Source organism: Acidovorax sp. LjRoot118 (assembly GCF_964253575.1).
GTDB lineage: Bacteria > Pseudomonadota > Gammaproteobacteria > Burkholderiales > Burkholderiaceae_C > Acidovorax.
Map to the genome: position 1 here is coordinate 5,057,445 of NZ_CAXURB020000001.1, position 22,981 is coordinate 5,080,425.

Here is a 22,981-nt window from a genome sequence, read left to right on the forward strand (position 1 = left end):
ACCTAAAAAATCCGGAAGCGGAAAAGCACTTGCAACTGCTGTACCAGCACCAGGGCCAGCAAGCCCAGCACGAAGCCTGCGCCCGTGTAGATGATGGCGTGCAGCAGGCGGTTGGTGCGCTTTTGCTCCGCCATCAGCTCCAGCAGTTCACGCCGATGGTCCTGGGGCTTGTGGCGCAGGTAGTCGTGCAGCAGGCGCGGCAGCTCGGGCAGCATTTTGGCAAAGTGCGGCCCCTCGGCCTGGATTTCGCGCCACAGGCGCTGCGGCCCCATCTGATCGAGCATCCATTTTTCAAGAAAGGGCTTGGCGGTGCTCCACAGGTCCAGTTCCGGGTCGAGCTGGCGGCCCAGGCCCTCGATGTTGAGCAGCGTCTTTTGCAGCAGCACCAGTTGCGGCTGGATCTCGACGTGAAAGCGGCGCGAGGTCTGGAACAGGCGCATCAGCACCATGCCCAGTGAAATCTCCTTGAGCGGCCGGTCGAAGTAGGGCTCGCAGACGGTGCGGATCGCCGATTCGAGGTCGTTCACCCGCGTGTCGGGCGGCACCCAGCCGCTCTCGATGTGCAGCTCGGCCACACGCTTGTAGTCGCGCCGGAAGAAGGCCGTGAAGTTCTGCGCCAGGTACTCCTTGTCGAACTCGGTGAGCGTGCCCACGATGCCGAAGTCCAGAGAGATGTAGCGCCCGAAGGTGGCTGCATCCAGGCTCACCTGGATGTTGCCAGGGTGCATGTCGGCGTGGAAGAAGCCGTCGCGGAAGACCTGGGTGAAGAAGATGGTGACGCCGTCGCGCGCCAGCTTGGGGATGTCCACCCCCGCATCGCGCAGCCGCTCGATCTGGTTGATGGGCACGCCGTTCATGCGCTGCATCACCATCACCTCGGCATGGCAGAAGTCCCAGAAGATCTCGGGGATCAGCACCAGGTCCAGGCCCGACATGTTGCGCCGCAGCTGCGCCGCATTGGCCGCTTCGCGCACCAGGTCCAGCTCGTCGTGCAGGTAGTTGTCGAACTCGGCGACCACCTCGCGGGGCTTCAGGCGCTTGCCGTCGGCAGAGAGGCTCTCCACCCAGCCGGCCATCATGCGCATCAGCGCCAGGTCTTTTTCGATCACCGGCAGCATGCCCGGGCGCAGCACCTTCACGGCCACTTCGCGTTCGATGCCGTGGCGGTCGCGCAGCGTGGCAAAGTGCACCTGGGCGATGGAGGCACTGGCCACCGGTGTGCGGTCGAAAAAGGTGAAGACCTCGTCCACCGGGCGGCGGAAGGCGCGCTCGATGGTGGCAATGGCGATGTCGGAATGGAACGGCGGCACGCGGTCTTGCAGCAGCGCCAGCTCGTCGGCGATGTCCGCCGGCAGCAGGTCGCGGCGGGTGGACAGTACCTGGCCGAACTTGACGAAGATGGGGCCCAGGCGCTCCAGCGCCTCGCGCAGGCGCCGGCCACGCGGGGCATCCAGGTTGCGCCCGATGGAGACGACGCGGGACACCAGGCGCAGCCACGGCTTCTGGAAACTGTCGAGCACCAGCCCGTCCAGCCCATAGCGGAACACCACCCAGAGGATGGCCACACCCCGGAGAAAACGCTTCATGGACCGGTCCGGTCAGCGCCAGGGCTGTTGCTGCTGCCTGCCGGGGCTGGGGGCACATGGGCCGCAGGCGCCGGGTACGGGGCGGCGGTGGCGCTGCCATCGGCTGGGGGCACGCGCGAGCCCACGAACTGGCGCAGCGCCTGCGCGGCCTTGCGGGCCACTTCGCTGATGGTGTGCGCAGGCGCATCACCCACCACGCGCGAGAGGTCCTCCTCCAGGTCCCAGCGCACGTTGTCCACCAGCCAGTTGATCTCGGCCGCCAGCTGCACGTCGCCCTCGATGCGGATGGCGGGCTTGTCGCCGCGCAGCGCCACCTGGGCCAGCGCCAGGGGCGAGGTCTCGGTCACTTCGAGCTGCAGGTCGGGCGTGGCGCCTTCGGCGGCCAGGTTCAGCAGGCCGGCCGGTGTGATCACCAGCGCCATGGAGAACGCGCGCCACTGCACGCGTGCCACGCGCCCGCGCTGGCGCACCAGGCGGTCCATGGCTTCCTTCTCCTGCATGAGCACATGGTTCAGGAACAGCACCAGCCGCTGCTGCACCTCGTGCACGAGCCATTGCGGCGGTTGCGGGCCGGCGGCCAGCCGTTCAAAGAGGCCATCCAGGAACGAAAAAGGGGACTGTGTTGCCATAGTCCCCGATTATTCCCTGAACTCGGCCCAAAACATGGGTTTTGGACCGATCCGGGGTGATTTACAAAGCCGTGCTCACTGCAGGGCCTGCACGCCGGCCACGAGCCAGCCGCTGGCGCCACTGCGGGACTTGGTCATGTTCCACACTTCGCGGAAGGGGCTCGGGCCTGCCGAGGGCTCTTCGCGGATCATGCCCGAGAACTCCACGCTGGCCATGTAGCCATCGTCCAGCTCCTCGATGCCCAGCAGTTGCGCGTCGATCATCACCACGTCGGTGTGGTTGGGCTCGGCACCGCGGTGCGTCTCGCGCTCGGCCAGCTGCGAGCGGATCTCCTCGAGCATGCTATCGGTCATCATGGAGCGCAGGGTGGTGATGTCCGAGCGGTCCCACGCGGCCTGCAAGGTCACGAAGTTGCGCTTGGCTGCAGCCAGGAAACCGGGCGTATCGAAGCCCTCGGGCACACCCCAGTTCTGCGAACCCGACAAAGCCGAGCCGGCCGCACCTGCTGCAGCGCCGGTCAGTCCGGAGCCGATCACCGTGCCCGCGCCGGTGGCGCCGGCTTGGGCGCGTGCTGCATCAAAGGCCATGCTGTTGCGCTCCCAGGGACGGGCCGATGCATCGTTGCCGACATTGTTGGGGCTGTACTGCGCAGGCACCTGGGCCGCAGCCGGCGTGGCTGCACCGGCACCCTGGAAGGCGAAGGGCGAACCACCAGCCGCTGCACCACCCTGGTTGCCAGCACCGTTGCGCGAGCGCATGACCATCTTGAAGATGGCGAAGGCCGCGACGGCCAGCAGCAGGATCATCAGGATGTTGCCGAAGCCTGCGCCCAGGCCCAGCGAGCTGGCCAGCCAGGCCAGGCCCAGGCCCGCAGCCAGGCCACCGAGCATGGCACCCCAGGGCTTCTTGGGGGCTGCAGCGGCAGGCGCGGCAGCGGGCGCGGCTGGCCTGGCCGCACTGTTGGCGTTTTGCGCGGGGCCGCCGGGTGCCGCAGATTCGCGCTGCGTCACGTTGCTGGACTGCTTGCCCACGGAGTTGCCGCCACCCAGGCGACGGGCGTCGGCATCCGCATGCGCGAACGCCAGCATTGCCACCAGAACCACAGACCACAGTTTCATCATGTCATCTCCATCTTGTATACGGCTGAACTTTGCTGCTCAGCACTTGATTCCAACATGCAAGGCCACTATGCCGCCAGTCATGTTGTGATAGTCCACATGCCCAAAGCCAGTTTGCTGCATGAGGCTTTTGAGCTCTTCCTGGCCCGGGTGCATGCGAATGGACTCGGCCAGGTAGCGGTAGCTCGAGTCATCGCCAGCCACCAGCTTGCCCAGTTGCGGCAGCACCTTGAAGGAGTACCAGTCGTAGGCCTTGGTGAGCGGCTTGGCCACCTTGGAGAATTCGAGCACCAGGAGCTTGCCGCCGGGCTTGAGCACGCGGCACATTTCCTTGAGCGCAACATCCTTGTGCGTCATGTTGCGCAAACCAAACGCCACGCTCACCACGTCGAACTGGGTATCGGGAAACGGCAGCTTTTCGGCATCGCAGACCAGGGTGGGCAGCACCACGCCCGCGTCGATCAGGCGGTCGCGCCCGGTGCGCAGCATGGCCTCGTTGATGTCGGTGTGCACCACGCGGCCGGTGCTGCCGACCTTCTTCGAAAACGCCAGGGCCAGGTCGCCCGTGCCGCCCGCAATGTCCAGCACCTGGCTGCCCTCGCGCAGGTTGGCCACCATCACGGTGTAGGCCTTCCAGGCGCGGTGCAGGCCCGCCGACATGAGGTCGTTCATGACGTCGTACTTGGAGGCGACGGAATCGAACACACCGCGCACGTGGCGCGCTTTTTCCTGCTCGTCGACGGACTGGAAACCGAAATGGGTGGTGCTCATGGGATTCATGCTAGGCGCGTGGGCGCCCAAGGTACAGCGACAACCCCGCACTGAAACGGGGCATCTGCCGCAAGGGTTTTGAAGACGGCAACATCAAAAGGCAGGCGAAGCCTGTCCATGCGTACCGGGTTCGCTATCTTAAGCAGAGCAGGCAAGCCAGGGTTTCTGGCGCGACAGTGGTGCGCGCGGGCCACACTGGCCACGCCCTGACAAGGTCAGTGGCTGCTGCAGGCGCTGCCGCCGTGCTCGTGGCCCTTGGGGGCCATGGGCGCATCGCGGTCCACCCCGGCATCGGCCAGCCGACTTTCGTACTGTGCCCACAGCGCGGCCTCCTGCTGGCCCAGCTCGTACAGGTATTCCCAGGTGAAGATGCCCGTGTCATGCCCGTCCGAGAAGATGGGTTTGACGGCGTAGTTGCCGATGGGCTCCAGGCCTTCGAGGGCCACGTCGCGCTTGCCGGTCTGCAGCACCTCCTGGCCGGGCCCGTGGCCCTTCACCTCGGCCGAAGGCGAGTACACGCGCATCAGCTCGAAGGGGATGCGGAATGCCGCGCCGTCCGAGAACACCACTTCGAGCACCCGCGACTTGCCATGCACCGTGAGCGCCTGGGGCGTGGGCGAACCCGCTTTCAAACCTGCCATGGATATCCACCTGTGAAAAACGTCCTTGGCGACGACCGCCAGGCCGGCCTGCATTGTCCCACCCGCAGGCTGCACAGCGTGCAACCCGCTGGGCTGCGCGGTTACTGCAGTGCCTGCAGCGCCGCCACCATGGCGGCCTCGGCCGCCGGCAGGCGCGCACGCAGCGCGGCTTCCTCATCCGCTGGGCCGGGCCGCTGGGCCGCAGCCCACACCGGCGCCGGGAAATGGCTGTCCCAGGCAAAGCGGGCGATCACGTGCCAGTGCAGGTGCGGCACCATGTTGCCCAGGGCCGCCAGATTGACCTTGGTGGGAGCCAGGTGCTGGCGCAATGCCTGCTCCACGGCCGTGACGGCCTCCATGCAGTGCATGCGGTCAGCGGCCGGCAGATCGGAGAACTCGGCCACATGGGCATTCCACACCACGCGGTAGAAGGCCGGAAAGCCGGCTTCTTCCGCGCGAATCACACGCACGCGCGTGCCACGCCAGACCTGTGTGCCGCCCTCGGCGGCGCACAGGGGGCAAATCCCCTGGCTCATACCAGAACCCGCTCGATGCCACCCTGGTTGGCGCGTTCGACGTACTCGGGCATCCAGTTCTCGCCCAGGATCTCGCGTGCCATCTCGACCACGATGTAGTCGGCTTCGAGCAGGCCGTTGCTCAGGTCGTCCTGGTAGCGGTTCAGGCCCTGCAGGCAGCTCGGGCAGCTGGTGAGTATCTTCACGTTGTCCTTCTCGCCCACGGCGCCGCTGGCACGCAGGGTGGCCTCGCCCTTCTTGATCTCTTCTTCCTTGCGAAAGCGCACCTGGGTGGAGATGTCGGGGCGCGTCACGCCCAGCGTGCCCGATTCACCGCAGCAGCGCTCGCTCTTGAGCACCTGCTCGCCCACCAACGCCTTCACGGTCTTCAGGGCGTCCTGCTGCTTCATGGGGTTGTGGCAGGGCTCGTGGTAGAGGTAGGCGCCCTTGCCCTGCAGGGTGATGCCCTTTTCCAGCAGGTACTCGTGGATGTCGATGATGCGGCTGCCCGGGAAGATCTTGTCGAACTCGTAGCCCTGCAGCTGGTCGTAGCAGGTGCCGCAGCTGACCACCACGGTCTTGATATCGAGGTAGTTGAGCGTGTTGGCCACGCGGTGGAAGAGCACCCGGTTGTCGGTGATCATCTTCTCGGCCTTGTCGAACTGGCCGCTGCCGCGCTGCGGGTAGCCGCAGCACAGGTAGCCCGGGGGCAGCACGGTCTGCACGCCCGCATGCCAGAGCATGGCCTGCGTGGCCAGGCCCACCTGGCTGAACAGGCGCTCCGACCCGCAACCGGGGAAGTAGAACACGGCCTCGGCCTCGGCCGTGGTGGCCTTCGGGTTGCGGATGATGGGAACGTAGTCCTTGTCCTCGATGTCCAGCAGCGCACGCGCGGTGCGCTTGGGCAGGCCGCCGGGCAGCTTCTTGTTGATGAAGTGGATCACCTGCTCCTTGACCGGCGCGGTGCCCACGGTGGCCGGTGGCTTGGCGGTCTGCTTGCGGCCCACCTTGCGCAGCAGCTCGACGGCCATGCGCTGCGCCTTGAAGCCCACGCCGACCATGGCCGAACGCATGAACTTGATGGTCTCGGGGTTGGTGGCGTTGAGCATGGTCATCGCCAGCGCGTTGCCGGGGCGGAATGTCTTCTTGCCCATCTTGCGCAGCAGGTTGCGCATGTTCATGGTGACGTCGCCGAAGTCGATCTTCACCGGGCAGGGGCTCTCGCACTTGTGGCACACCGTGCAGTGGTCGGCCACGTCCTCGAACTCCTGCCAGTGCTTGATGCTCACGCCGCGGCGGGTCTGCTCCTCGTAGAGGAAGGCCTCGACCAGCAGCGAGGTGGCCAGGATCTTGTTGCGCGGGCTGTACAGCAGGTTGGCGCGCGGCACGTGCGTGGCGCACACGGGCTTGCACTTGCCGCAGCGCAGGCAGTCCTTGACGGAATCGGCAATCGCGCCGATGTCGCTCTGCTGCATGATCAGCGACTCGTGCCCCATGAGGCCGAAGCTCGGCGTGTAGGCGTTGGTCAGGTCGGCGTGCAGCAGCGCCGGGTCGCGCGCCTGGCCGCCGGGGGTGGCGTCCATGGCCAGCACCGGCGCGGCATCGCGCAGCAGCTTGCCCTTGTTGAAGCGGCCCTCGGGGTCCACGCGCTGCTTGTACTCGGCGAAGGGGCGCAGCTCCTCGTCGGTCAGAAATTCGAGCTTGGTGATGCCGATGCCATGCTCGCCCGAGATCACGCCATCGAGGCTGCGCGCCAGCACCATGATGCGCTCCACCGCGCGGTGCGCAGTCTGCAGCATCTCGTAGTCGTCGCTGTTGACCGGCAGGTTGGTGTGCACATTGCCGTCACCGGCATGCATGTGCAGGGCCACCCAGACGCGGCCCTTGAGCACGCGCTTGTGGATGGCCGTGGCCTCGTCGAGGATGGGCTTGAAAGCCGCGCCCGCGAAGATGCCCGAGAGCGGGGCGCGCAACTGGGTCTTCCAGCTCGCGCGCAGGGTGTGGTTCTGCAATTGGGGGAACAGGCTGTCCACGTTCTGCAGCCAGGTGGCCCACAGCGTACGCACCTCGGCCACCAGGGCGATGGCCTGGGCCACGCGGTCCTCAAGCAGTTCGGCCGAGGGGATCTCGTTGGCGTCGTCCTGCTTTCCGAGGGGCAGGTTGCCGCGCTCGAAGAAGTCGGTGAACGCATCGCACAGCTTGATCTTGTTGCGCAGCGACAGCTCGATGTTGATGCGCTCGATGCCATCGGTGTACTCGGCCATGCGCGGCAGCGGGATCACCACGTCCTCGTTGATCTTGAAGGCGTTGGTGTGGCGGCTGATGGCCGCAGTGCGCTTGCGGTCGAGCCAGAATTTCTTGCGCGCCTCGGGGCTGATGGCGATGAAGCCCTCGCCATTGCGCGAGTTGGCGATGCGCACCACCTCGCTGGTCACGCGCGCCACCTCGTCGGCGTTGTCGCCCGCGATGTCGCCGATCAGCACCATCTTGGGCAAACCACCGTTGCCCTTCTTGCTCTTGGTGGCGTAGCCCACGGCCTTGAGGTAGCGGTCGTCCAGGTGTTCCAGGCCGGCCAGCAGCACGCCGGAGCGCTTTTGCTCGGCGAACATGTAGTCCTTGATCTCGACGATGCTGGGCACCGCATCCTTGGCGTTGCCGAAGAACTCCATGCACACGGTGCGCGTGTGCTCGGGCATGCGGTGCACCACCCAGCGCGCGCTGGTGATCAGGCCGTCGCAACCCTCTTTCTGGATACCGGGCAGGCCCGAGAGGAACTTGTCCGTCACGTCCTTGCCCAGGCCTTCCTTTCGGAAGGTCTTGCCCGGAATGGCCAGGCGCTCGGTGCGCACCGGCGTCTTGCCGTCGGCCTCGAAATACTGCAGCTCGAAGGTGGCGGTCTCCACGTCATGGATCTTGCCCATGTTGTGGTCCATGCGGGTCACTTCGAGCCACTGGGCCTCGGGCGTCACCATGCGCCAGCTGGCCAGGTTGTCCAGGGCAGTACCCCAGAGCACGGCCTTCTTGCCGCCGGCGTTCATGGCGATGTTGCCGCCGATGCACGAAGCCTCGGCGCTGGTCGGGTCCACTGCGAAGACAAAGCCCGCGCGCTCGGCCGCATCGGCCACGCGCTGGGTGACCACGCCGGCCTCGGTCCAGACGGTTCCCACCTCGCTGTCCATGCCCGGCAGGCGGCGCATTTCCACCTCGGTCATGGCTTCGAGCTTCTCGGTGTTGATGACCACGCTCTTCCAGGTCAGCGGGATGGCGCCGCCGGTGTAGCCGGTGCCGCCCCCGCGCGGGATGATGGTCAAGCCCAGCTCGATGCAACCCTTGACCAGCAGGGCCATCTCGACCTCGGTGTCGGGTACCAGCACCACGAACGGGTATTCGACGCGCCAGTCGGTGGCGTCGGTCACGTGGCTCACGCGCGAGAGACCGTCGAACTTGATGTTGTCCTTGGCCGTCAGGCGCCCCAGCGTGCGCTGGATGCGCCGGCGCAGCTCGGTGGCCTGCACGAAGGTGGCGTTGAACGCGGCCACGGCCTTGCCTGCGGCCTGCACCAGCTCGCCCACCAGGCGGTCACGCCCGGCGTCGTCGCCCGGGGTGCGGCGCTTGTCGATCTCGGCCAGGCGGTGCTGCAGGGCCTCCACCAGCTGCTTGCGCCGGCCGGGGTTGTCCAGCAGGTCGTCCTGCAGGTAGGGGTTGCGCTGCACCACCCAGATGTCGCCCAGCACCTCGTAGAGCATGCGGGCGGATCGCCCGGTGCGCCGTTCCTTGCGCAGTTGATCGAGAACCTCCCAGGCCGGGGACCCCAGCAGGCGGATCACGATCTCCCGGTCGGAGAACGAGGTGTAGTTATAGGGGATCTCGCGCAGACGCACAGGCTCGGCGGCCTGCGTCTGCAAGGCAGCCAACGCTATCGGAACATTCATGGGGGTCTACCTGGGGTGGGCGCTGCGCGCCCATGAGCCTCGGGGGCATGATTTTACGCCAGAGGCCCGGCGGGCGCAGGGCGGGCCCCTGCCCCACCCCGCGCACCCCCTCAGGCGCCGTTCAGAACAGCACCCGGCTGCGCAGCGTGCCGGTGACGCCAGCCAGCTTGTCCAGCGCCAGGTCGGACGAGGCGGCATCGATGTCGATCACCACGTAGCCGACCTTCTCGTTGGTCTGCAGGTACTGGGCCGAGATGTTGATCTGGTTGTCCGAGAAGATGCGGTTGATTTCGGACAGCACGCCCGGCACATTGCGGTGGATGTGCAGCAGGCGGTGCTTGCCGGGGTGGGCGGGCAGCGCCACCTCGGGGAAGTTGACCGACGAGGTGCTGGTGCCGTTGTCGCTGTATTTCACGAGTTTTTCGGCCACTTCGAGGCCGATGTTGGCCTGCGCCTCCATGGTGGAGCCGCCCACGTGCGGGGTCAGGATCACGTTGTCCAGCCCGCGCAGGGGCGACAGGAACTCGTCCTTGTTGGTGCGCGGCTCCACGGGGAAGACGTCGATGGCGGCGCCCAGCAGCTTGCGCGACTTGAGCGCCTCGGCCAGCGGCTCGATCTCGACCACCGTGCCGCGCGCAGCATTGATCAGGATGCCGCCCTGCTTCATGGCGGCGATCTCGGCGGCGCCGATCATCCATTGCGTGGAAGGCAGCTCGGGCACGTGCAGGGTCACGATGTCGCTTTGCGCCAGCAGGTCATGCAGCTTGTGCACCTGGCGCGCATTGCCCAGGGGCAGCTTGTTGACCACGTCGAAGAAGGCCACGTGCATGCCCAGGGCCTCGGCCAGTACCGACAGCTGCGTGCCGATGGAGCCGTAGCCGACGATGCCCAGGGTCTTGCCGCGGATCTCGTAGGCGTTGTCGGCCGACTTGAGCCAGCCGCCACGGTGCGCCACGGCGTTCTTCTCGGGCACGCCGCGCAGCAGCAGGATGGCTTCGGCCAGCACCAGCTCGGCCACGGAGCGGGTGTTGGAATACGGGGCGTTGAATACGGCGATGCCGCGCTCGCGCGCTGCATCGAGGTCCACTTGGTTGGTGCCTATGCAAAAGCACCCCACGGCCACGAGCTTGCTGGCCTTGGCAAAGACTTCCTCGGTCAGTTGCGTGCGCGAGCGGATGCCCAGAAAGTGCACGTCGGCGATCTTGGCCTTCAACTCCTCGTCGGACAGGGCCCCGGAGATGGTTTCAATCTGGGTATAGCCTGCGGAGCGCAGCACGTCCACCGCGGACGGGTGGATGCCTTCGAGCAGCAGGAATTTGATCTTGTTCTTGTCCAGAGAGTTGTTGGCCATGGCAGTTGGTGGTTGCGTATGAAATCGGAACAGGTCAGGGCATGCGGTCGCGCACCGGATGTGTGCAGCGCATGCACCAACTATGCACCAAGGATGGTGCAATGCACAAAACCTTGCAGGGCTCCGTGAATGGCAAAATGCTGTCACAAAAGCGTCACAATTGGACACATTGCAACCTGTGCAAGGGGATTTCCCCAGTTGTGACCACTACAGTGCTGTGCGACAACGACACATCACTGTCACAAGGGGTGCCTAGCATCCGCCCTTTGTGCATTTCGCCATCCCCGGAAGGAACCATCCATGCAACTCAAGCACCTGGCACTGTCTGCTGCCATCGCCCTGTCCGTCTGTGCGCCCGCGCAGGCCCAACAAGTAGAAATCCAGTGGTGGCACTCGATGAGCGCCGCCCTGGGCGACTGGGTGAACGACCTGGCCAAGCAGTACAACGCCAGCCAGACCAAGTACAAGGTTGTCCCCACGTACAAGGGCACGTATGACGAGTCGATGACCGGTGCGGTTGCGGCCTTCCGCGCAGGCAATGCCCCCCACATCATCCAGGTGTTCGAAGTGGGTACCGCCACCATGATGGCCAGCAAGGGCGCCATCGTGCCGGCGGCCAAGGTGCTCAACGACGGCGGCTTCAAGTTCGACCCGACCCAGTACGTGTCGGCCGTGGCCGGCTACTACACGGCGCCCAACGGCCAGATGCTGAGCTACCCGCTCAACAGCTCCACCACCATCTTCTACTACAACAAGGACGCCTTCAAGAAAGCCGGCCTGGACGCCGACAAGCCGCCCAAGACCTGGCCCGAAGTGTTCGCTGCCGCCTCCAAGCTCAAGGCAAGCGGCCACAGCTGCCCCTTCACCACCAGTTGGATCAGCTGGACGCAGCTGGAAAGCTTCTCGCTGTGGCACAACACGCTGTTCGCGTCCAAGAACAACGGTTTTGACGGCAATGACGCCCAGCTGCAGATCAACACGCCGCTGCATGTGCGCCACTTCGAGAACCTGGCCAAGGCATCCAAGGACGGCAGCTTCGTCTACAAGGGCCGTGGCAATGCCCCGGACGCCTCCTTCCCGTCGGGTGAATGCGCCATGATCACCGGCTCGTCGGGCCTGTATGCCCGCGTGGCCAAGGAAGCCAAGTTTGCCTACGGCATCGCGGCCCTGCCCTACTACGACGACGTGAAGGGCGCGCCCCAGAACACCGCCATCGGCGGCGCCAGCCTGTGGGTGATGTCCGGCAAGAAGGCCGAAGAGTACAAGGGCGTGGCCGACTTCCTGAACTTCCTGAACGACACCAAGGTGCAAGCCGCCAGCCACCAGCGCACGGGCTACCTGCCCGTGACCACGGCGGCCTACAAGCTGACCGAAGCCTCCGGTTTCTATGAGAAGAACCCCGGCACCGACGTGGCCGTGACGCAGATGATCCGCAAGGCCACCGACAAGTCGCGCGGTATCCGCCTCGGAAACTTCGTGCAGATCCGCACCATCATCGACGAGGAAACCGAACAGATCTGGGCCGGCAAGAAGTCCCCCAAGGAAGCCCTGGACACCGCCGTGACCCGCGGCAACGAGCAACTGGTGCGCTTCGCACGCGCCAACAAGTAAGCGCTCCCCGAGCGCTCATGGCAGCAGCCCCGGCACACCGGCCGGGGCGCTGCCGAAAGCCCGCCTCCCGCGCAAACCGACCCGGTTTGCTGGGTGGCGGGTTGTCTTTTTGAGAGTCTGGACATGGAAAAACGCGTTCTCTTCCGCTCTGCGTGGCTGCCGTGGGTGCTTCTGGCACCCCAGTTGGTCATCATCAGCGTCTTCTTCTTCTGGCCTGCGGGCCAGGCCCTGGTGCAGTCGTTCCAGGTGCAGGACACCTTCGGCTTCTCCAACGAGTGGGTGGGCTTTGACAACTTCAAGGCCCTGTTCCAGGACGAGGGTTACCTGGCCTCGTTCAAGACCACGGCGTTTTTCTCCATCCTGGTGGCGGTCAGCGGCATCAGCCTGTCCCTGATCCTGGCCATCTTCGCGGACCGTATCGTGAAGGGCGCCCTGGCGTACAAGACCGCGCTGCTGCTGCCCTATGCCGTGGCCCCGGCCGTGGCCGGCGTGCTGTGGATGTTCATGTTCTCGCCCTCGCTCGGCGTGGTGACGTACATGCTGCGCCAGTCGGGCTTCAACTGGAACCACATGCTCAACTCCGACCACGCGATGGCGCTGATCGTGGTGGCGGCCGTGTGGAAGCAGATCTCCTACAACTTCCTGTTCTTCCTGGCGGGCCTGCAGTCCATCCCCAAGTCGCTCATCGAAGCCGCCGCCATCGATGGGGCCGGCCCCTGGCGCCGGTTCTGGAGCATCCAGTTCCCGCTGCTCTCGCCCACCACGTTCTTCCTGTTGGTGATCAACGTGGTCTACGCCTTCTTCGACACCTTCGCCATCGTGGACTCGACCACGCAGGGCGGCCCGGGCCGTGACACCTCGATCCTGGTCTACAAGGTGTATTACGACGGCTTCAAGGCCATGGACATGGGCGGCTCGGCCGCGCAGTCGGTGGTGCTGATGTTCATCGTGGTGACCCTGACGGTGATCCAGTTCCGCTACGTGGAAAAGAAAGTGCAGTACTGAAATGACTCCCCCCCGAAGCGCCTGCGGCGCCTCCCCCTCGAGGGGGCGCCTCCAGCGGCCCGGCAAAGCCGGTTCCGCGGTGGCACGCGCATTTGCGCTCCCTTCAGCCCATCTTTCTTCGTCATCGCCCCTCTCTCCTGGAGCCCTCGCATGGTAGAGCGCAGTCCTTACCTCAAACTCTTCTCGCACCTGATCATGGTGCTGGGGGTGATCATCGTCGGCTTCCCGCTGTACCTGGCGTTCGTGGCCTCCACGCACACCGCCCAGGACATCGTGCAGGCGCCCATGCCCCTGCTGCCCGGCAGCAATTTCTGGCAGACCTACCACGACACGTTGTTCGGCGGCGGCTCGGGTGCTGGCTCCACCGCACCCGTGGCGCGCATGATGTGGGTGAGCTTCGTCACCGCCATCGTGATCACCGTGGGCAAGATCGCGATCTCGCTGCTGTCGGCCTTCGCCATCGTGTACTTCCGCTTCCCCTTCAAGGGCATCTGCTTCTGGCTGATCTTCATCACGCTGATGCTGCCGGTGGAAGTGCGCATCGGGCCCACCTACCAGGTGGTGTCCAACCTGGGCATGCTCAACAGCTATGCGGGCCTGACGGTGCCGCTGATCGCCTCGGCCACGGCCACCTTCCTGTTCCGCCAGTTCTTCCTCACGGTGCCGGACGAGCTGGTGGAGGCCGCGCGCGTGGACGGCGCCGGCCCCATGCGCTTCTTCAAGGACATCCTGGTGCCGCTGTCGCGCACCTCGATCGCCGCGCTGTTCGTGATCCAGTTCATCTACGGCTGGAACCAGTACCTGTGGCCGCTGCTGGTGACCACCTCGGAAGACATGTACCCCGTGGTGATCGGCATCAAGCGCATGATCGCCGGCGGTGATACCGGCAACGAATGGAACATCGTGATGGCCACGGCCCTGCTGGCCATGCTGCCGCCCGCGCTGGTGGTGGTGTTCATGCAGCGCTGGTTCGTCAAGGGCCTGGTCGATACCGAAAAGTAAGGCGACCACCCCGCAACCCAATGACCGTGGCGGCCACCACCCGTGCCGCCCAGACACAACCCAGATCCCAAAGTTGTTATGGCATCCATCTCCCTTCGCAATATCGTCAAGCGCTACGGCACCGGCCCCAAGGCCAACCAGGTCATCCATGGCGTGAACGCCGAGGTCAAGGACGGCGAGTTCGTCGTCATCGTCGGCCCCTCGGGTTGCGGCAAATCCACCCTGCTGCGCATGGTGGCGGGCCTCGAAGAAATCTCCGGCGGCGAGCTGCGCATCGGCGACCGCGTCGTGAACGACCTGGAACCCGCCCAGCGCGACATCGCCATGGTGTTCCAGAACTATGCGCTCTACCCGCACATGACGAACTTCGAGAACATGGCCTATGGCCTGAAGATCGCCAAGGTGCCCAAGGATGAGATCAAGGCGCGCGTGGACAAGGCCGCCAAGATCCTGGAGCTCGGCCACCTGCTTGAACGCAAGCCGCGCGAGCTCTCGGGCGGCCAGCGCCAGCGCGTGGCCATGGGCCGTGCCATCGTGCGCCAGCCCCAGGTGTTCCTGTTCGACGAGCCGCTGTCCAACCTGGACGCCAAGCTGCGCGCCCAGACGCGCCTGGAGATCCAGAAGCTGCACCGCGAGCTGGGCATCACCAGCCTGTTCGTGACCCACGACCAGGTCGAAGCCATGACGCTGGCTGAACGCATGATCGTGATGAACGCCGGCAACATGGAGCAGTTCGGCACGCCCGAAGAGGTCTACCACACGCCCGCCTCGACCTTCGTGGCCAGCTTCATCGGCTCGCCACCCATGAACCTGCTCAAGAACGCACCGAGCGGCAAGCCCGGCACCATCCTGGGCATCCGCCCCGAGCACCTGGACGTGCGCAGCGAGGGCTGGGAGGTCACCGTGGAAACCGTGGAGCTGCTGGGCGCCGAACGCCTGATCTACGGCCGCGTACACGGCGAGCAGCTCATCGTGCGCGTAGAAGAAGGCACGCATTCGCCAGCACCCAACTCGGTCATCCACGTCGTGCCGCGCGCCGACCGCCTGCACGCCTTCGACGTCTCCACGGGCAAGCGCATTCCGGGCTGAGCGCCATGAGTGACGCGCCAACCAAGGCCGACGCGACCTCCGCCTGGCCCTACCCGCGCTGGATCGCGCACCGCGGCGCGGGCAAGCTCGCGCCCGAGAACACCCTGGCAGCGTTTCGCCTCGGGGCCCAGCATGGCTACCGCATGTTCGAATGCGACGCCAAGCTCAGCCGCGACGGCGTGCCCTTCCTGATGCACGACGCCACGCTGCAGCGCACGACCAATGGCCAGGGCACCGGCGGCGACCTGGACTGGAGCGCCCTGTCCCAGCTCGACGCCGGTGGCTGGCATTCGCGCGCCCATGCGGGCGAGCCCCTGCCTACCCTGGAGGCCCTGGCGCGCTACTGCATCGCCAATGCCTACTTCCTGAACATCGAGATCAAGCCCACGCCCGGACTGGAAGAGACCACCGGCCGCGTGGTGGCCGAGACCGCCGCCCGCCTGTGGCAGGGCCAGGCCGTGCCACCGCTGCTGTCGTCCTTCCAGCCAGCCGCGCTGGCGGGCGCGCGCGCCACGGCACCGCAGCTGCCGCGCGCACTGCTGGTCGACGTGCACCGCCAGGGCTTCGTGGACGAAGCCCACGGCCTGGGTTGCGTGGCCATCGTCTGCAACCACGCGCTGTGGGATGCCGCGCTGGTGGCCACCGTGCATGGCCAGGGCATGCGCACGCTGAGCTACACCGTGAACGACCCCTGGGCCGCGCAGCGCCTGATCGCTCTGGGCACGGACGGCATCATCACCGACCGGGTCGATCTGTTCAGCCCTGCGGGCTAATACGGATTGCATTCAATCGTATAACTAGGCGGGAAGCCGCAGACAGTGCTGTAGCACGGCAAGGCGCACCAACGAAGTTAGACGGTTGAAGGCAAATCCGTATGAACAGGTGTTCCGGCCTTGCTGCGGCTGGAACACACTCTCTCACAAGCGGTGCAGTGGGCGCGCCACAATGCACGCATGACATTGCACCGCTTCCGTGACCGCCTTGCGGCCTGCACGGCTTCCCTTCTTGCGCCCTGGCATTCCAGCCGCCTGCCCGGCATGCGGCTGGCCGTCCTCCTGGCGCTACTGATCGGACCGTTCGCCCTCCCGTCCACCTGGGCCCAGGGCCGTGGAGCTGCGGCACCCACCGCCGCAGCCAGCAGCGCCGCGGGCGAAAAGCCCGAACTGCCCAGCGTGGACGCGCTGCGCGAGCGCTTCGAGGCCATCCCGGCCAAGATCGGCGAAGACGACGACTACCGCCAATGGCTCAGCGATGTCTCGGCCATCGGCACGGCAGCGAGCCAGGTGGCCGCGCGGCGCGCCGAGGCGCTGGCGGACGTCGACTCCCGGCTTGCGGGCCTGGGCCCCGCGCCGGACAAGGGCGCATCGGCCGAGGCGCCCGACGTGGCGCAGCAGCGCAGCGCGCTGACCAAGGAGCGCAGCGGCATCGACTCCGAACTCAAGCTGGCGCGCCTGATCGCGGTGGATGCCGAGCAGCGCAGCGCCGACATCATCCGCCAGCGGCGCGAGCTGTTCCAGACGGCGCTGACGACACGCATCGACTCGCCGCTGACCGGCACCTTCTGGCGCAATGTGCGCAGCTCGTTCCCCAGCGACTGGATGCGCCTGCAGTCCCTGGGCTACGAAATGCAGGAGGCGGTGGAAAAAGCCTGGGAGCCCCGGCACCGCACAGGTTTTGCAGTGAGCCTGGCCATGGCACTCTTCGTGGCCATAGCCGGCACCTGGCTGGCAGAACGCCTTCTGCTGCGCCTGGCCCCGGCGCGCCTGCCACAGGGCCGGCTGCGCCGCTCGCTGCTGGCCTTTGCCTCGGTGGTGGCGCACACCCTGCTGCTCGGGCTGGCGGCGCAACTGGCGTGGAGCAGCCTCACGGTGGACGGCGGCCTGGGCCCGCGCCTGCAGGCGCTTGAGCGGGCGACCATGCAACTGGTGGTGTTTGCCGCCTTCATGATCGCGCTGGGCCATGCACTGATCTCGCGCAAGCGCAGTTCCTGGCGCCTCACGGCCCTGTCGGACGAGCTGGCCACGCGCCTGGCCCCCTACCCCTGGTGGATGGCGCTCACGGCCCTGCTGGGCGGGCTCATCATCGAGGTTAACCGCGTGGTGGGCGCCAGCCTGTCGGCCGAGGTGTCGGCACACACCCTGTCGGCCCTGCTGATGGCGCTGGTCATCCTATGCGCCCTGCGCCATCTGCGCGCGCCGGCGGCTGCGCAGCCGGCCACCGGAGACGCGCCGGCCACCGAAACCCCTGCGCAGGAGCCGCCGCCCACGCCCCGGCCGATCTGGGTGGGCCTGTTGGTGGCAGCGGCAGCCGCCACGGCCTGTGCCATCCTGGTGCTGCTGGTGCTGGGCTTTGTGGCCCTGGCGCACATGCTGGCCGGCCAGATGGTCTGGACCGGGGTGGTGTTCGCCACCACCTACCTCCTGTTCGAACTGGTGGAAGACCTGGCGCAGGCCGTGCTGTCCTCGCGCGGGGGCTTCGGACAGCGCCTGCACAAGGGCCTGGGCATCGACGGCAAGCTGCTGGACCAGAGCGCCGTGGTGGCCTCGGGTGCGCTGCGCGTGGTGCTGCTGTTCTACATGGTGATTGCCCTGCTGGCCCCGCTGGGCACGGCGCCGGACGAGGTGTTCCGCCGCGGTGGCAGCGTGAACCAGACCCTGCAGGTGGGCAGCGTCACGCTGGCGCCGCAGGCGCTGCTGACGGCGCTGGCGATCGCCTGCGCCGGCTTTGTGATGATCCGCATCCTCAAGCGCTGGCTCAGCGACCAGTTCTTTCCGAACACCTCGCTGGAGCCGGGCATGCGCAGCTCCATCGTCACCCTGCTGGGCTACGTGGGCGGCGTGGCGGTGGTCGCGGTGGCCCTCGCGGGGCTGGGGATCAGCGTGGAGCGCATTGCCTGGGTGGCCAGCGCGCTCTCGGTGGGTATCGGCTTCGGGCTGCAGGCCATCGTGCAGAACTTCATCTCGGGCCTGATCCTGCTGGCCGAGCGACCGGTGCGCGTGGGCGACTGGGTGGTGCTGGGCGAGACCGAGGGCGATGTGCGCCGGGTGAACGTGCGCGCCACCGAGATCCAGCTCGGCGACCGCTCCACCGTGATCGTGCCCAACTCCGAGTTCATCACCAAGACCGTGCGCAACATGACGCTCACCGGCGCCCCCGGGCGCGTGTTGCTGCGCCTGCCGGCACCGCTCGATACCGACGCCCAGCGCATGCGCGAGGTGATCCTGGCGGCCTTCACGGCCCACGAAGGGATCATGGCCGACCCCGAGCCCATAGTGCAGCTCGAAGGCATCCTGAACGGCACGCTGACCTTTCTGGCGATCGGCTATGTGAGCAACCCGCGCAATGCGGGCGGGGTGCGCAGCGACCTGCTGTTCTCCATCCTGGACAGCCTGCGCGACGCGGGTCTGGCCCTGTCACCACCCGCTACGACGGCCATCACGCATGGAACCCGTGCCCAAGGGGGAGATACGCCGCTGGCGCCGGTCGCACAGGCCTGATCGGCCTGCGCGAAAAGGGGGCTCAGCCCTTCCAGCTTTTGCCCAGCACCCACTGGCAGGTGGCGCAGGCCAGCACCAGCGCGGCATAGGTGGCCATCTTGCCGTCGCGGCCCAGCAGCACCAGTCCGCCCAGCAGCACGGCGCTGCCCACTGCGAATTGGATAGCAGCCTGGGCCCACGTGGCGCGGTATGCACCGGATTTCCAGCCCAGCAGGCGGGCGCCCAGCACCATCAGCACGGCCATGGCGGCGGCGGGCGCGAGGAAATTCAGCAGGTGGTTGAGCGTGTCCAGAGGACCCATGGCAATTGACCCATATCAAGGCTTTCCCAGGCAGTTGTACCGGGATGTGCCAACAATTTTATAATCAGCGTCTATGGCAGTCTGGGCCCTCGGCATCAACCACACCACCGCGCCCCTCGATTTGCGCGGCAGGTTCGCGTTCGCGCTCGACCAGATCGCTCCCACGCTGCACGGCCTGCGCCAGTCGCTGGGCCAGGAAAGCCGCCACCCCGGTGTGGAAACCGCGATCATTTCCACCTGCAACCGCACCGAAATCTATTGTGCGGGCGAGCAGGCGGCCATCGACCATACCCTGGGCTGGCTGGCGCAAAGCGGCGGCGTGAGCCCGGCGCTGCTGCGCTCGCACTCCTATTCGCTCGAAGACAGCCTGGTGGCGCGCCATGCCTTTCGCGTGGCCAGCGGGCTCGACTCGATGGTGCTGGGCGAAGCCCAGATCCTGGGCCAGATGAAGGACGCCGTGCGCGCCGCCGAAACCGCTGGCGCCCTGGGCACCACGCTGAACCAGCTGTTCCAGCGCAGCTTTGCGGTGGCCAAGGAGGTGCGCACCTCCACCGAGATCGGCGCGCACAGCATCAGCATGGCGGCTGCCGCCGTGCGCCTCGCAGGCCAGCTGTTCGAAGACCTGGGCAAGATCCGCGTGCTCTTCGTGGGCGCGGGCGAGATGATCGAGCTGTGCGCCACCCACTTCGCGGCCAAGAACCCCAAGCAGATCGCGATTGCCAACCGCACGCTGGAGCGTGGCGAAAAGCTCGCCACGCGCTTTGGCGGCGAGGTCATGCGCCTGGCCGACCTGCCCGAGCGGCTGCACGAGTTCGACGCGGTGATCAGTTGCACGGCCAGCAGCCTGCCCATCATCGGCCTCGGAGCCGTGGAGCGCGCGCTCAAGAAGCGCCGCCACCGCCCCATGTTCATGGTCGACCTGGCGGTGCCGCGCGACATCGAGCCCGAGGTCAAGGCCCTGGGCGACGTCTACCTGTACACCGTGGACGACCTGGCCAGCGTGGTGCAGACGGCCCAGGCCAACCGCCAGGCGGCCGTGGAGCAGGCCGAGGCCATCATCGATGCCGGTGTGCAGAGCTTCATGCATTGGATGGACCAGCGCCACCCCGAAGGCGGCGTGGTGCCCCTGATCCGGCAGCTCAACGCCCAGACCGACAGCTGGCGCGCGGCCGAGATCGCGCGCGCCAAGAAGCTGCTGGCCCGTGGCGAGGACGTGGACGCAGTGCTGGAAGCCCTGTCGCGCGGCATCACGCAGAAGATGCTGCACGGCACCATGGCCGAGCTGCATGCGGGCGATGCCGAGATGCGCGCCCAGACGGCACAGACCGTCTCGCGCCTGTTCCTGCGCTCGCAAAGCAAGAACAGCGGCCTGTAGCGGCGCCCGCCACTCCACCAGGCACGTTGCCCGCCGCAAGGGCAGCGCCCGCTACGAACACGTAGCCCCTCCCCTTTTTTCACCGCATGAAGACTTTTCTCAGAAACCAGCTGGAGCGCTATGCGCAGCGCCTGGGCGAGCTCGATTTCCTGCTCTCGCGCGAGGACATCATGGGCGACATGGCCCAGTACCGCCTGCTGTCGCGCGAGCACGCCGAGGTGACCCAGGTGGCAGGCCGCTATGCGCGCTACGTGCAGCGCGAGGCCGACCTGGCCGGCGCGCGCGAGATGCTGGCCGACCCCGACATGGCCGAGATGGCGCAGGAGGAAGTCACCGGCGCCGAAGCCGAGTTGCTGCAGCTGGAGGACGAGCTGCAGCGCCTGCTGCTGCCCAGGGACCCGGACGACACGCGCAATGCTTTCATGGAAATCCGCGCGGGCACGGGCGGCGACGAGTCGGCCCTGTTCGCGGGCGACCTCACGCGCATGTACTCGCGCTACGCGGCCAACGTGGGCTGGAAGGTCGAGGTGGTGAGCGAAAACGCGGCCGAGCTCGGCGGCTACAAGGAAATCGTGCTGCGCATCGAAGGCGACAACGTCTACGGCACCCTCAAGTTCGAATCCGGCGGGCACCGGGTGCAGCGCGTGCCTGCGACCGAGACGCAGGGCCGCATCCATACCAGCGCCTGCACGGTGGCCGTGATGCCCGAACCCGACGAGACCGAGGCCATCAAGCTCAACCCGGCAGACCTGCGCATCGACACCTTCCGCGCCAGCGGCGCCGGCGGGCAGCACATCAACAAGACCGACTCGGCCGTGCGCGTGGTGCACTTGCCCACCGGCATCGTGGCCGAATGCCAGGACGGCCGCAGCCAGCACAGCAACAAGGCCAAGGCACTGCAGGTGCTGCAGGCGCGCATCCAGGAAAAGGAGCGCAGCGAGCGCGCCGCCAAGGAGGCCGCGCTGCGCAAGGGCCTGATCGGCAGCGGCGACCGCAGCGACCGCATCCGCACCTACAACTTCCCGCAGGGCCGGCTCACGGACCATCGCATCAACCTCACGCTGTACAAGCTGCTATTGGTGATGGAGGGCGACCTGGCCGACGTGCTGCAGGCCATGGCGCATGCGCGCGAGGCCGAGCAGCTCGAAGAGCTGGAGATGGGAGCTGCCGCCTGACGGCCGGCACCCGCCCTCGCCGCCATGGATACCACCGCTAATCCACCCGCCACCGTGGTTGACGCCCTGGGCCAGGCCCGCACCCTGGGCTTGGCGCGCATCGACGCACAACTGCTGCTGCTGCACGTGCTGGGCCGCGCCACCACCGACCGCGCCTGGCTGTTGGCGCACGACACCGATGTGCTCGCACCGGATGCCTCGGATCGCTACCAGACCCTGTGCCTGCGCCGCGCGGCGGGCGAGCCGGTGGCCTACCTCACGGGACACAAGGAGTTCTACGGCCTGGCGTTGCAAGTGGACGCCCGCGTGCTGGACCCGCGCCCCGACACCGAAACACTGGTGGACTGGGCCCTGGAGATCATCTCCCCCATGCCCGCCCCCCGCGTGCTGGACCTGGGCACAGGCAGCGGCGCCATCGCCCTGGCACTGCAGCACCAGTGCCCGGCCGCGCGCGTGCTGGCCGTGGACGCCAGCGCCGACGCACTGGCCGTGGCGCAGGCCAATGCGCACCGCCTGGCACTGCCCGTGCAGTTTGCACAGGCCAACTGGCTGCAGGGCGTGGAAGGCCGCTTCGATGCCATCGTCTCCAACCCGCCCTACATTGCTGCTGCCGACCCACACCTGGCCGCCTTGACCCACGAGCCGCTGCAGGCCCTGGCCAGCGGCGTCGATGGGCTGGACGACATACGCACCATTGTGGTGCAATCCCCCAATCACCTTGCACCGGGGGGTTGGCTGCTGCTGGAGCATGGCCACGACCAGGCGCATGCCGTGTGCGAACTGCTGCGCGCCGAGGGGTTCGGCGAGGTGCAAAGCCGCATGGATCTGGCCGGCATAGCACGCTGCTCCGGCGGACAATGGCCGACAGTGAAATAATCTGGTTATTGCGGGTCTCCGAGGCCCGCCAGCCCTTTCAAGGAGTATTCCCATGAGCGACCCCCAGCAACGCATCGACGCCCTCGTGAAATCCAGCGACATCCTGCTGTTCATGAAGGGCAACGCCAGCTTCCCCATGTGCGGTTTTTCGGGCCGCGCGATCCAGATCCTCAAGGCCAGTGGCGTGGACCCCAAGTCCGTGGTCACGGTGAACGTGCTCGAAGACGACGAGATCCGCCAGGGCATCAAGGAATACAGCCAGTGGCCCACCATCCCGCAGCTGTACGTCAAGGGCGAGTTCATCGGCGGCTCGGACATCATGATGGAGATGTACGAATCGGGTGAACTCAAGCAGGTGCTGGGCACCGGCGAGTAATTGCGCCCTGTACCGGCACCTTCGGTGGGGCCGCCTTCGGGCGGCCTTTTGCATGGCGGCAACAAACGAAGGTAACAGCTGCGCAAAACCGGTTGTCAGGGCTTTTCCTGCGCTTGGCCGGGCATGTTGT

19 protein-coding genes are annotated in these 22,981 nt (G+C 66.6%); 10 read left to right on the top strand and 9 right to left on the bottom strand.

What is annotated here, in order from left to right; genetic code table 11:
* Positions 1–2: 2 nt before the first annotated feature.
* From ubiB to serA, 8 genes are all read right to left on the bottom strand, one after another.
* The gene (ubiB, locus tag ACSQ9E_RS23785) at positions 3–1,586 is read right to left on the bottom strand and encodes a ubiquinone biosynthesis regulatory protein kinase UbiB (protein ID WP_436219364.1); all 1,584 of its coding nucleotides are present in this window, start codon (positions 1,584–1,586) and stop codon (positions 3–5) included.
* A complete protein-coding gene (locus tag ACSQ9E_RS23790) occupies positions 1,583–2,215 on the bottom strand; it encodes a ubiquinone biosynthesis accessory factor UbiJ (protein ID WP_057204909.1) in 633 nt (210 codons plus the stop codon). Before ACSQ9E_RS23790 ends, ubiB begins: the two co-directional genes overlap by 4 nt.
* A gap of 75 nt (positions 2,216–2,290) precedes the next feature.
* Positions 2,291–3,337, bottom strand: coding sequence for a Tim44 domain-containing protein (locus ACSQ9E_RS23795; protein WP_057204912.1), 1,047 nt, complete (start codon positions 3,335–3,337; stop codon positions 2,291–2,293).
* A 36-nt stretch (positions 3,338–3,373) separates the two neighbouring features.
* Complete coding sequence (ubiE, locus tag ACSQ9E_RS23800; protein ID WP_057204914.1) at positions 3,374–4,105, bottom strand: bifunctional demethylmenaquinone methyltransferase/2-methoxy-6-polyprenyl-1,4-benzoquinol methylase UbiE; 732 nt, start codon at positions 4,103–4,105, stop codon at positions 3,374–3,376.
* A 215-nt stretch (positions 4,106–4,320) separates the two neighbouring features.
* The gene (locus ACSQ9E_RS23805; RefSeq protein WP_057205228.1) at positions 4,321–4,746 is read right to left on the bottom strand and encodes a gamma-butyrobetaine hydroxylase-like domain-containing protein; all 426 of its coding nucleotides are present in this window, start codon (positions 4,744–4,746) and stop codon (positions 4,321–4,323) included.
* Between the two features lie 101 nt (positions 4,747–4,847).
* Positions 4,848–5,282, bottom strand: coding sequence for an HIT family protein (locus ACSQ9E_RS23810; RefSeq protein WP_436219365.1), 435 nt, complete (start codon positions 5,280–5,282; stop codon positions 4,848–4,850).
* Entirely contained in the window at positions 5,279–9,193 is a 3,915-nt protein-coding gene (locus ACSQ9E_RS23815) for a DUF3683 domain-containing protein (RefSeq protein WP_436219366.1), read from the bottom strand. The genes ACSQ9E_RS23810 and ACSQ9E_RS23815 overlap by 4 nt, the downstream gene beginning before the upstream one ends.
* A 121-nt stretch (positions 9,194–9,314) precedes the next feature.
* The gene (gene serA / locus ACSQ9E_RS23820) at positions 9,315–10,544 is read right to left on the bottom strand and encodes a phosphoglycerate dehydrogenase (RefSeq protein WP_057204923.1); all 1,230 of its coding nucleotides are present in this window, start codon (positions 10,542–10,544) and stop codon (positions 9,315–9,317) included.
* Positions 10,545–10,844: 300 nt separating this feature from the next.
* Here serA and ugpB point away from each other — a divergent pair, with 300 nt between their 5' ends.
* From ugpB to ACSQ9E_RS23850, 6 genes are all read left to right on the top strand, one after another.
* Positions 10,845–12,155, top strand: coding sequence for a sn-glycerol-3-phosphate ABC transporter substrate-binding protein UgpB (gene ugpB, locus ACSQ9E_RS23825; RefSeq protein WP_436219367.1), 1,311 nt, complete (start codon positions 10,845–10,847; stop codon positions 12,153–12,155).
* A gap of 123 nt (positions 12,156–12,278) precedes the next feature.
* Positions 12,279–13,160: a sn-glycerol-3-phosphate ABC transporter permease UgpA gene (ugpA, locus tag ACSQ9E_RS23830; RefSeq protein WP_057204929.1), complete on the top strand. Its 882-nt coding sequence runs from the start codon at positions 12,279–12,281 to the stop codon at positions 13,158–13,160.
* A gap of 150 nt (positions 13,161–13,310) precedes the next feature.
* Entirely contained in the window at positions 13,311–14,162 is an 852-nt protein-coding gene (ugpE, locus tag ACSQ9E_RS23835; protein WP_057204931.1) for a sn-glycerol-3-phosphate ABC transporter permease UgpE, read from the top strand.
* Positions 14,163–14,240: 78 nt separating this feature from the next.
* Positions 14,241–15,251: a sn-glycerol-3-phosphate ABC transporter ATP-binding protein UgpC gene (gene ugpC, locus ACSQ9E_RS23840; protein ID WP_436219368.1), complete on the top strand. Its 1,011-nt coding sequence runs from the start codon at positions 14,241–14,243 to the stop codon at positions 15,249–15,251.
* Positions 15,252–15,256: 5 nt separating this feature from the next.
* Complete coding sequence (ugpQ, locus tag ACSQ9E_RS23845; protein ID WP_436219369.1) at positions 15,257–16,024, top strand: glycerophosphodiester phosphodiesterase; 768 nt, start codon at positions 15,257–15,259, stop codon at positions 16,022–16,024.
* A gap of 264 nt (positions 16,025–16,288) precedes the next feature.
* The gene (locus tag ACSQ9E_RS23850) at positions 16,289–18,748 is read left to right on the top strand and encodes a DUF3772 domain-containing protein (protein ID WP_436220258.1); all 2,460 of its coding nucleotides are present in this window, start codon (positions 16,289–16,291) and stop codon (positions 18,746–18,748) included.
* A gap of 22 nt (positions 18,749–18,770) precedes the next feature.
* On the opposite strand, the gene ACSQ9E_RS23855 is transcribed toward ACSQ9E_RS23850, so the two are convergent.
* The gene (locus ACSQ9E_RS23855) at positions 18,771–19,049 is read right to left on the bottom strand and encodes a hypothetical protein (RefSeq protein ID WP_436219370.1); all 279 of its coding nucleotides are present in this window, start codon (positions 19,047–19,049) and stop codon (positions 18,771–18,773) included.
* A 73-nt stretch (positions 19,050–19,122) separates the two neighbouring features.
* On the opposite strand from ACSQ9E_RS23855, the gene hemA reads away from it, so the two are divergent.
* From hemA to grxD, 4 genes are all read left to right on the top strand, one after another.
* Entirely contained in the window at positions 19,123–20,424 is a 1,302-nt protein-coding gene (gene hemA, locus ACSQ9E_RS23860; protein ID WP_057265126.1) for a glutamyl-tRNA reductase, read from the top strand.
* Positions 20,425–20,510: 86 nt separating this feature from the next.
* Positions 20,511–21,599, top strand: a complete 1,089-nt coding sequence (gene prfA, locus ACSQ9E_RS23865) for a peptide chain release factor 1 (protein WP_057265128.1) — start codon at positions 20,511–20,513, stop codon at positions 21,597–21,599.
* A gap of 24 nt (positions 21,600–21,623) precedes the next feature.
* Positions 21,624–22,475, top strand: a complete 852-nt coding sequence (prmC, locus tag ACSQ9E_RS23870) for a peptide chain release factor N(5)-glutamine methyltransferase (protein WP_057265130.1) — start codon at positions 21,624–21,626, stop codon at positions 22,473–22,475.
* A gap of 52 nt (positions 22,476–22,527) precedes the next feature.
* Positions 22,528–22,851: a Grx4 family monothiol glutaredoxin gene (gene grxD / locus ACSQ9E_RS23875; protein ID WP_057204954.1), complete on the top strand. Its 324-nt coding sequence runs from the start codon at positions 22,528–22,530 to the stop codon at positions 22,849–22,851.
* Positions 22,852–22,981: the final 130 nt, after the last annotated feature.